9 protein-coding genes are annotated in these 9,474 nt (G+C 66.7%); 2 read left to right on the top strand and 7 right to left on the bottom strand.

What is annotated here, in order from left to right:
• Window positions 1-38 precede the first annotated feature (38 nt).
• Entirely contained in the window at window positions 39-890 is an 852-nt protein-coding gene (purU, locus tag ABGA94_RS20730) for a formyltetrahydrofolate deformylase (protein ID WP_164230165.1), read from the bottom strand.
• A 114-nt stretch (window positions 891-1,004) separates the two neighbouring features.
• Between purU and ABGA94_RS20725 the strand changes: the two genes are divergently transcribed.
• Window positions 1,005-1,916, top strand: a complete 912-nt coding sequence (locus tag ABGA94_RS20725; RefSeq protein ID WP_069138218.1) for a LysR family transcriptional regulator — start codon at window positions 1,005-1,007, stop codon at window positions 1,914-1,916.
• A gap of 3 nt (window positions 1,917-1,919) precedes the next feature.
• On the opposite strand, the gene ABGA94_RS20720 is transcribed toward ABGA94_RS20725, so the two are convergent.
• The 3 genes from ABGA94_RS20720 to ABGA94_RS20710 form a co-directional block, all read right to left on the bottom strand.
• Entirely contained in the window at window positions 1,920-3,020 is a 1,101-nt protein-coding gene (locus ABGA94_RS20720) for an NADH:flavin oxidoreductase/NADH oxidase (RefSeq protein WP_375368008.1), read from the bottom strand.
• A 159-nt stretch (window positions 3,021-3,179) separates the two neighbouring features.
• Window positions 3,180-3,986 (bottom strand): NAD-dependent protein deacetylase, encoded by an 807-nt coding sequence (locus ABGA94_RS20715; protein ID WP_375368007.1) that lies wholly within the window; start codon window positions 3,984-3,986, stop codon window positions 3,180-3,182.
• A gap of 43 nt (window positions 3,987-4,029) precedes the next feature.
• Window positions 4,030-4,431, bottom strand: coding sequence for an acyl-CoA thioesterase (locus ABGA94_RS20710; protein ID WP_005420680.1), 402 nt, complete (start codon window positions 4,429-4,431; stop codon window positions 4,030-4,032).
• 90 nt (window positions 4,432-4,521) lie between these two features.
• Here ABGA94_RS20710 and ABGA94_RS20705 point away from each other — a divergent pair, with 90 nt between their 5' ends.
• Complete coding sequence (locus ABGA94_RS20705; RefSeq protein ID WP_005420681.1) at window positions 4,522-5,157, top strand: LysE family translocator; 636 nt, start codon at window positions 4,522-4,524, stop codon at window positions 5,155-5,157.
• 102 nt (window positions 5,158-5,259) lie between these two features.
• On the opposite strand, the gene ABGA94_RS20700 is transcribed toward ABGA94_RS20705, so the two are convergent.
• The 3 genes from ABGA94_RS20700 to ABGA94_RS20690 all read right to left on the bottom strand — a co-directional run.
• Entirely contained in the window at window positions 5,260-6,279 is a 1,020-nt protein-coding gene (locus tag ABGA94_RS20700; protein WP_005420683.1) for a ribonucleotide-diphosphate reductase subunit beta, read from the bottom strand.
• Window positions 6,280-6,426: 147 nt separating this feature from the next.
• On the bottom strand, window positions 6,427-8,829 hold the full coding sequence (locus ABGA94_RS20695; RefSeq protein WP_053499270.1) for a ribonucleoside-diphosphate reductase subunit alpha: 2,403 nt from the start codon (window positions 8,827-8,829) through the stop codon (window positions 6,427-6,429).
• 451 nt (window positions 8,830-9,280) lie between these two features.
• The coding region (locus ABGA94_RS20690) for a hypothetical protein (RefSeq protein ID WP_375368011.1) at window positions 9,281-9,474 on the bottom strand (194 nt) is incomplete at its 5' end.

Here is a 9,474-nt window from a genome sequence, read left to right as displayed (position 1 = left end):
TAGCGCCGGGCCATGCCCGGCGGACGCGGGATGGGCGATTACCGGAACACCACCGTGCGGTGCCCGTTGAGCAGGATGCGGTGCTCCACATGGCGGCGCACCGCGCGCGCCAGCACCAGCGATTCGGTATCGCTGCCCAGCCGCACCAGCTCGCGCGGCGCCATCGCGTGGTCCACGCGGGCCACGTCCTGTTCGATGATCGGGCCTTCGTCCAGATCCTCGGTGACGTAATGCGCGGTGGCGCCGATGATCTTGACCCCGCGCGCGTGCGCCTGATGATACGGCTGAGCGCCCTTGAAGCTGGGCAGGAAGCTGTGATGGATGTTGATCGCACGGCCGGCCAGCGCGCGGCACAGCGTGGGTGACAGGATCTGCATGTAGCGCGCCAGCACCACCAGGTCGATGCGCTCACGCTCTACCAGGTCGATGATCTGCTCCTCCTGCACCGCACGCGTATCGGCGGTCACCGGCAGGTGGTGGAACGGTACCTGGTAGGACGCGGCCAATGGCGCAAAGTCGGCGTGGTTGGACGCCACCGCCGCGATATCGACCTTCAGCTGGCCGCTGTGGGCACGGAACAGCAGGTCGTTGAGGCAGTGCCCCTGCTTGCTGACCAGCACCAGCAGGCGTGCCCGGCGGCGCCCATCATGCAGCTGCCAGTCCATGCCGAAGCCTTCGGCAAGTTTGGCCATCGCGGCATGCACGGTCTCCAGCGGCAGGCTGGCATCGCGGTCGAAATGCACGCGCAGGAAGAAGCGGCCGCTTTCCTCGTCGCCGAACTGCTGGGCGTCGAGGATGTTGCAGCCGTGGTCGAACAGCAGGCCGGACACTCGGTAGACGATACCGGTACGGTCGGGGCAGGACAGGGTGAGGATGGAATCGGGGCGCATCTCCACAGTGTAGGGCAGCTTCCTGCCCAGCAGCCGGATGATCACCGATGCAACCGAACCGCTTGGTTCAGTCCCAAGCGATACTTGCCCATCACCGTGGCAAGCTGGTCGGTCATGAACCTGTTGCAACTGATCCGCAGCTTCACCCGCACCGCAGAGACCGGCAGCATTGCCGCCGCGGCCCGCATCCTTGGCATCAGCGCCACCGCAGTCGGCCAGAACATCAACCGACTGGAAGCGCATCTGGGCGTACGGCTGCTGAACCGGAGTACGCGCCAGCTGGCCCTCAGCGAGGCCGGCGCGCTGTACCTGGCGCAGGTGCGCCACATCGAGGGCGACCTGGCGCGCGCGCAGGCGATGGTGACTGCCGGTGATATCGAACCGGCCGGTCCCCTGCGCATCGCCAGCAGCAGCGCCTTCGGCCGCCACGTGCTGGCACCGTTGCTGCCGTCACTGCAGCAGCGCTACCCGCAACTGCAGCTGGAGCTGCGCCTGACCGACCGCGCCGTGCAGCATGGTCCAGAGGCGGTGGATGCCAGCATCCGCATCGGCGCGCAGCTGGAGGACGGTGTGGTCGCACGGCAGCTGGCGCGCGTGCCATTCGTGTTCTGCGCCTCACCAACCTACCTGAAGACCCATGGCACGCCGCAGGAACCCTCGGACCTGGGCAGCCATCGCGGGCTGCTGCATCGCTTCCCCACCGATGGCCGGCCGCTGCGCTGGGGCCTGCTGAAGGACGGCCAGCGCGTGGACGCCGCGCTGCCGCCGAGCATGGTCTGCGATGACATCGATGCGCTGGCGTCGCTGGCGGCGGCCGGTGCCGGCATCACACGATTGGCTGCGTTCGTGGCCGAGCCCTACCTGCGCGACGGCCGCCTGCAGGCGGTGTTCGGCGCCGACACGGCGTGGCGCCCGGAGCCGATGGAGGTCTATTTCTGCGTCAGCGACCGCCGCGACTTCACCGCCAAGATCCGCGCGCTGTTCGAGCATCTGCAGGCCGGCATGGCGCCGGCCTGGCGGGTGTGAGCCTCAGCGCGCCTTGAACACGCCGCGCGCATCGCGCGGCTCGCAGCGCAGGTACTGCGGCGCCGGCTCCACGCTGTCGCGCAATGCGGCAGCAGCGTGCCACGGCCAGCGCGGGTCGTAGAGGATGCCGCGTGCCAGCGCTACCGCATCGGCGTGGCGATGGCGCAGGATCGATTCGGCTTGCTCGGGCTCGGTGATCATGCCCACCGCGATCACCGGCATGCGTACCTTGGTCTTGATCGCCGCGGCGAACGGCACCTGGTAACCGGGACCGACGGTGATCTTCTGGCCTTCGTCCAGGCCACCGCTGGAGACATGCAGGAAATTGCAGCCGCGCGCGTCCAGCACCTGGGCCAGCGCTTCACTCTGCACCAGGTCCCAGCCGCCATCGACCCAGTCGCTGGCGGAAATGCGTACGCCCACGGCGATCTTGTCCGATACCGCCGCACGCACAGCGTCGAACACCTCCACCAGCAGGCGCAGGCGGTTCGGCAGCGAGCCGCCATAGCCATCGGTGCGGTGGTTGCTCAGCGGCGACAGGAACTGGTGCAGCAGGTAGCCGTGCGCGGCATGCAGCTCGATCAGCTCGAAGCCCAGGCGCTCGGCGCGCACCGCACTGGCGGCGAAAGCGGCGATGAGCTCGGCGATGCCGGCCTCGTCCAGTTCCTGCGGTGCCGGATCGGCGGCATGGAACGGCAGCGGCGACGGCGCCACCGTGGCCCAGCCACGCGCATCATCGCCCGGCAGCTGGCCGCCGCCGTCCCACGGGCGCTTCACCGAGGCCTTGCGACCGGCGTGGCCGAGCTGGATGCCCAGCGGCATCGGCGACCAGCGGCGGACGCTGGCCAGCACCTGCGCCAGCGCGGCCTCGGTGCCGTCGTCCCACAAGCCCAGGTCGGCCCAGCTGATGCGGCCGCGCGGCTCGACCGCAGTGGCTTCCAGGATCAGCAGGCCGGCGCCGGACTGCGCCAGGTTGCCCAGGTGCATGGCGTGCCAGTCGCTGGCGCGACCGTCTTCGGCGGAGTACTGGCACATCGGCGCGATGACGATGCGGTTGGACAGGGTGAGGGGGCCGAATGAAATCGGCGAGAACAGCTGGCTCAAGACGGTGATGAACGACGTAGGGGGTGCGTATTGCACCGCTGCGCGGCTCGCGGATCAACCATCTGGATGGATCGCTGTTTCGCGTGACCTGCAGCAGCCGAGCGTGCGCTCGGCCCTACAGAAGCCCTCGCCCCTTGTAGAGCCGAGCCCATGCTCGGCTCAGCGCGAAGCCCAGGCGGCCAGCGCTTCAGCGCAGTCCCGCTCATCCTTGAACAACAGCAGGTCGTCGGCTCGGGTGCGGCCGCGGTTCAGCGCCGCCACCGGCACTCCTGCCTTCGCCGCCGCCTGCACGAAGCGGAAGCCGGAATAGACCATCAGCGACGAGCCTACCACCAGCACGGCGTCGGCCTGCTGGAGGTGATCGTGCACCGCCGCCACCCGTTCACGCGGCACGTTCTCGCCGAAGAACACCACATCCGGCTTCAGCAGGCCGCCGCAGTAAGGGCAATCGGGCACCACGAACGTGGAGAAATCGGTCTCCAGATCGGCATCGCCATCGGGCGCGATACCGGCCTCCAGCGCATCCCAGCCCGGATTGGCGTCCAGCAGCCGCTGCTGGAAATCCTCGCGGCCACTGCGGCGCTCACAGCCCATGCAGCGCACCCGGTCCAGGCGGCCATGCAGGTCGATCACCTTGTGGCTGCCGGCGCGCTGGTGCAGGCCGTCCACGTTCTGGGTCAGCAGCACCTGCAGCGTGCCGCGCGCTTCCAGGGTGGCCAAGGCCTGGTGGGTGCCGTTGGGCCGGGCCAGGCCGAAGCGCGGCCAGCCCAGCAGGCTGCGCGCCCAGTAGCGCTGGCGGGTAGCCGCCTCGCCCATGAACGCCTGGTAGGTCACCGGCGGCGTGCGTTTCCACTGGCCGTCGGCATCGCGGTAGTCGGGAATGCCCGAGGCAGTGCTGCAGCCGGCGCCGGTCAGCACGAACAGGCGCTGGGCGCGGTCGATGAAGTCGGTCAGCGGCGGGGTCATGGGAGCCAGATGGGGGCGCGTGGGCGCCCCCGCAAGCGGCGGCTCAGGCCGTCGGCAGCGGCGGCACCGCGATCGGGTGGCCTTCCTCGTCCAGCGCGATCATCACGAAGTGGCCGCGGGTACACAGCTTGCGCTCGCCGCTGTGCAGGTCTTCGGCGACCAGCTCCACCTCGACCTTCATCGAGCTGCGCCCGACTTCGACGATGCGGCCGATGGTCTCGACCATCTGGCCGATGCGGATCGGCAGCTTGAAGTCGACCTGGTCGCTGCGCGCGGTCACTACGGTGCGGCGCGAGTAGCGGGCGGCGGCCAGGAAGGCCGCCTTGTCCATCCACGCCAATGCCTGGCCACCGAACAGGGTGCCGAGGTGGTTGGTGTGGTTGGGGAAGACGATTTCGGCCATGCGCACTTCAGTGGGCGGCACAGTGTCGGGGATCGGGGTCATGGGGGTGCTTCGGTGTGGGGTCCGTCAATTTTAAGCCAGGCCCCCTGCAGGCGGCGCTACACTGCGCCACGCCCACTGCCAGGACCGCCCATGCCCGCACTTTCCGACCTGCTGGCCTTCGCGCTGGTTTCTTTGGCCATGGTGCTCACGCCCGGGCCGAACATGATCTACGTCATCTCGCGCTCGATCTGCCAAGGGCCGCTCGCCGGGCTGATCTCGCTGGCCGGGGTGGCGCTGGGCTTCGTGTTCTACATGCTGTGCGCGGCGCTGGGCATCACCGCCCTGCTGATGGCCGTGCCGTTCGCCTATGAGGCGCTGCGCATCGGGGGCGCGCTGTACCTGCTCTACCTGGCGTGGCAGGCGCTGAAGCCCGGCGGCCGTTCGCCGTTCGCGGTGCGCGAGCTGCCGCAGGACAGCCCGCGCAGACTGTTCACGATGGGCTTGCTGACCAATCTGCTGAACCCGAAAGTGGCGGTGATGTACCTGTCGCTGCTGCCGCAGTTCCTGCATCCGGACAGCGAAGGCAGTGTGCTGATGCAGTCGATCGTGCTGGGCTGCACCCAGATCCTGGTCAGCGTCAGCGTGAACGGCCTGATCGCGCTGACCGCCGGCAGCATCGCCGGCTTCCTGGCCGCGCGCCCCACCTGGCAGAGGGTGCAGCGCTGGCTGATGGGCACGGTGCTGGCCGGGCTGGCGGTACGCATGGCGGTGGAAGGGCGGCGCTGATCGTAGAGTCGAGCCATGCTCGACTCTACAAAAGCCAGGCGCGCAACAAAAAACCCCGGCATTGGCCGGGGTCTTTCGTTGCGACAGGCCTGACCGGTTCGATCAGAAGTTCATGTCGAAGGCGACTTCGCCCTGCACGCCGACCTGGTAGGCCGAGACGCGGCGTTCGAAGAAGTTGGTCAGTTCCTGCACGTCCTGCAGTTCCATGAACGGCAGCGGGTTGCGCACGTTGTACTTCTTTTCCATGCCCAGCTTGGCAAAGTGCTGGTCGGCGCAGTGCTGCAGGTACTGGCGCATGTCGCGGGTGGAAATGCCAGCCACGCCACCGGACAGCACGTCCTCGGCGAACTGCACTTCGCATTCGATCGCTTCGGCCAGCATGTCGTAGACCTGCTGCTTCATTTCATCGTCGAACAGGTCCGGCTCTTCCTCACGCACCACGCGCACCGACTCGAAGGCGAACTCCATGTGCGCGCTTTCGTCGCGGAACACCCAGTTGGTGCCCGAGGCCAGGCCTGGCAGCAGGCCGCGCGAACGGAAGTAGTACACGTAGGCGAACGCAGCGAAGAAGAACAGGCCTTCGATGCAGGCAGCGAAGCAGATCTGGTTGAGCAGGAACTGGCGGCGCTGTTCGCGGGTCTCGATGCGGGTCAGGTCCTGGATCGAGTCGATCCACTTGAAGCAGAAATCGGCCTTCTTCTTGATCGAGTCGATGTTCTCCACCGCCGAGAACGCCTTGGCGCGCTCTTCCGGGTCCGGCAGGTAGTTGTCGAGCAGGGTCAGGTAGAACTGCACGTGCAGCGCTTCTTCATACAACTGGCGCGACAGGTACATGCGCGCTTCCGGCGCATTGAGGTGCTGGTACAGGTTCAGCACCAGGTTGTTGGACACGATCGAGTCGCCGGTGGCGAAGAACGCGACCAGGCGGTGGATCAGGTGGCGCTCGCCCGGCGACATCTTGCTGTGCAGGTCGGTGATGTCGATCTGGAAGTTGATCTCTTCCACCGTCCAGGTGTTCTTGATCGCATTCCGGTACATGTCATAGAACTGCGGGTAGCGCATCGGGCGCAGGGTCAGTTCAAAACCGGGATCGAGCAGCATCTGCTTGGGCTTGTCGGCCATGGGTGTTTCCTTGAATTCTCGGGTCAAAACGCCGGGCATGGCCCGGCGCTACCTTGGTGTTTCCGTGCTGCAGCCGAGCATGGCTCGGCTCTACAGGTGCGAGGTGTTCGAGTGCCGACCAACGGTCGGCACCCACCGCGCGGCGTGTTACTGGCAGGCCTCGCAGGCTTCCGGGTTTTCCAGCGAGCAGGCGATGGCTTCGTCCGGGCTGAACACCTTGGCCGGTGCGGCGGCACTCACCGTGGTCTTGGCGATCTTGGTGGCCGGGCGCGAACGCAGGTAGTAGGTGGTCTTGATGCCCTGCTTCCAGGCGTACATGTACATGGAGGACATCGCGCCGATGTTCGGGCTTTCCATGAACAGGTTGAGCGAGGCCGACTGGTCGATGAAGGCGCCACGCTCGGCGGCCATGTCGATCAGCGAACGCATCGGCAGTTCCCACGCGGTGCGGTAGACCTCGCGCAGCGTTTCCGGGATCTGCGCCACGCCGGCGATGGAGCCTTCGGCCAGCTTGATGGCATCGCGCATCTCCGGCGTCCACAGGCCCAGCTTCTTCAGCTCGTTGACCAGGTAGCGGTTGACCTGCAGGAAGTCACCGGACAGGGTCTCGCGCTTGAACAGGTTGGACACCTGCGGCTCAACGCACTCGTAGCAGCCGGCGATCGAGGCGATGGTCGCGGTCGGCGCGATCGCGATCATCAGCGAGTTGCGCAGGCCGTGTTCCTTGATGCGCTCACGCAGGGCATCCCAGCGCGCAGTGTCTTCCGGCACCACGTTCCAGGCATCGAACTGCAGTTCGCCGCTGGCGGCACGGGTGTCGTTGAACGACGGGTGCTTGCCGCGTTCCTGGGCCAGCTCGCAGGAGGTTTCCAGCGCGTGGAAGTAGATCGCTTCGGCGATCTTCTTCGACAGCGCGCGGGCTTCGGCGCTGTCGAACGGCAGGCGCTTGCGGAAGAACACATCCTGCAGGCCCATGCAGCCCAGGCCGACCGGACGCCAGCGCAGGTTGGCGCGGCGGGCGGTTTCGATCGGGTAGAAGTTCAGGTCGATGACGCGGTCGAGCTGGCGCACGGCCAGGCGCACGGTCTCGGCCAGCTTCTCGAAGTCGAACTCGTTGTGCTCGTCGAAGTGGTTGCCCAGGTTGATCGAACCCAGGTTGCACACTGCGGTTTCATCGTTGGAAGTGACTTCCAGGATTTCGGTGCACAGGTTGGACAGGTGGATCACGTTGCCCGGACGCAGGGTCTGGTTGCTGGCGCGGTTGCACTTGTCCTTGAAGGTCATCCACCCGTTGCCGGTCTCGGCCAGCGTACGCATCATGCGGGCGTACAGCTTGCGCGCGGAGATGGTGCGGTTGGCCTTGCCCTGGGCTTCGGCCTGCAGGTAGGCAGCCTCGAAGGCTTCGCCAAACAGGTCGGTGAACTCCGGCACGACGCGCGGATCGAACAGCGACCATTCCTGGTCGGCCTCGACGCGCTTCATGAACAGGTCCGGCACCCAGTTGGCCAGGTTCAGGTTGTGCGCACGGCGGGCTTCGTCACCGGTGTTGTCACGCAGTTCGAGGAAGTCCTCGATGTCGGCGTGCCAGGTTTCCAGGTACACGCAGGCTGCGCCCTTGCGCTTGCCGCCCTGGTTCACCGCGGCCACGGACGAATCCATGGTCTTCAGCCACGGCACGATGCCGTTGGAGTGGCCGTTGGTCGACTTGATCAGCGAACCGCGCGAACGCACGCGGGTGTAGCTGACGCCGATGCCGCCGGAGAACTTCGACAGCTGGGCGATGTCGCCGTACTTGGCATAGATCGACTCCAGCGAGTCCTGCGGCGAGTCCAGCAGGAAGCACGAGGACAGCTGCTCGTGGGTGGTGCCGGAGTTGAACAGGGTCGGGCTGGACGGCAGGTAGTCCAGATTGCCCATGCGCTTGTACAGCGCCAGGGTCTCGGACACGTCCTCGCTCAGCGCGCTGGCGATGCGCAGGAAGAACTGCTGCGGGGTCTCGATCACCTTGCGGGTGTGCGGATGGCGCAGCAGGTAACGGTCGTACAGGGTACGCAGGCCGAAGTAATCGAAGTTCAGGTCCAGCGCGCCGTCGATGGCGTCGTTGAGCTTGCGTGCATTGGTCTGCACGAAGTTCAGCAGGCGGTCGTTGATCAGGCCGACTTCATGACCGCGGCTGACCGACTGCGAGAAGGCGTAGATTTCCTGGCCCGAGACTTCCTTGGCGATGTAGTTGGCCAGCAGGCGCGCAGCGAGGCGGCCGTACTCGGGCTCTTCACCGATCAGCAGGGCGGCGGTGCGGATGGACAGTTCGTCCAGCTCGCGGGTGGTGGCGCCGTTGTACAGGCCGGAAATGGTGCGGGTGGCCACGCGCATCGGATCGACGGCGTGCAGGCCTTCGGAGGAACGCTGCACCGCGCGCACGATCTTGTTCAGGTCCACCAGCTCGGTGGTCCCGTTGCGCTTGGTCACACTCATCGCGTTGGCCGTCGGCGGCGACGTCAACAGGAACTCGCTTTCCTTCTCGATGGTGGCGCTGGATTCGGTGCTCACGGCGTATGTCCTCTTGGCGTGATTGGGGGTGCTCGATGCATCGGGGTGACGCAGCCCGGGACATGACGGCCCAGGATGGCAGGACGGCGTCGCAGGGGATGAGACCCTGCGCCTGCCACTGCCGTTGACGATCGCGGATGGGTGCTGCTGCCAACCCCCAGACCTGGGGTTGCTGCGACCGACGGCCACAAGATAGTGGGGGTAGTGGGGTCCGTCAACGCCAAATGTAGTGAAATTCGGCAATCCCTTGCGCCGCAAGGATCGTGCCGACGGCGCCCGGATCAGACGCTTCAGACCTGCCGGAACGGGCTGCGCAGTCAAGCCCGAAAGGCGTCACTGCGGTGGCACAACGCACCGCGGAAACGGAACAATGACAGCTTCACATGACAGTGATGAAACTGGCTAGGGACAACCCTGTGGATAGGTGGTGGGCATCCGGTGGACGTCGGGATCACCCGCCGGGCAGCAACGCGAGGCCGCATGTGTCGGCCGGGCCGGATGAGCGGCCGTTGGGGCCGGCATCGGCCACCTGCTGGTCGGCACCACCGGCGGTCAGCATCTGCCGCGCGCTGCGACGCGCGTTCTCGCGCAGGAACGACGACGACGACGGGCCGCCACGGGTCAGGCCCAGGCCGCTGTAGCAGG

Source organism: Stenotrophomonas sp. 3diitr2024, from assembly GCF_042136455.1.
Taxonomy (GTDB): Bacteria; Pseudomonadota; Gammaproteobacteria; order Xanthomonadales; family Xanthomonadaceae; genus Stenotrophomonas; species Stenotrophomonas sepilia.
The sequence above is the reverse complement of the archived record's forward strand: the minus strand, read 5'-3'. Positions and strand labels throughout refer to the sequence as shown.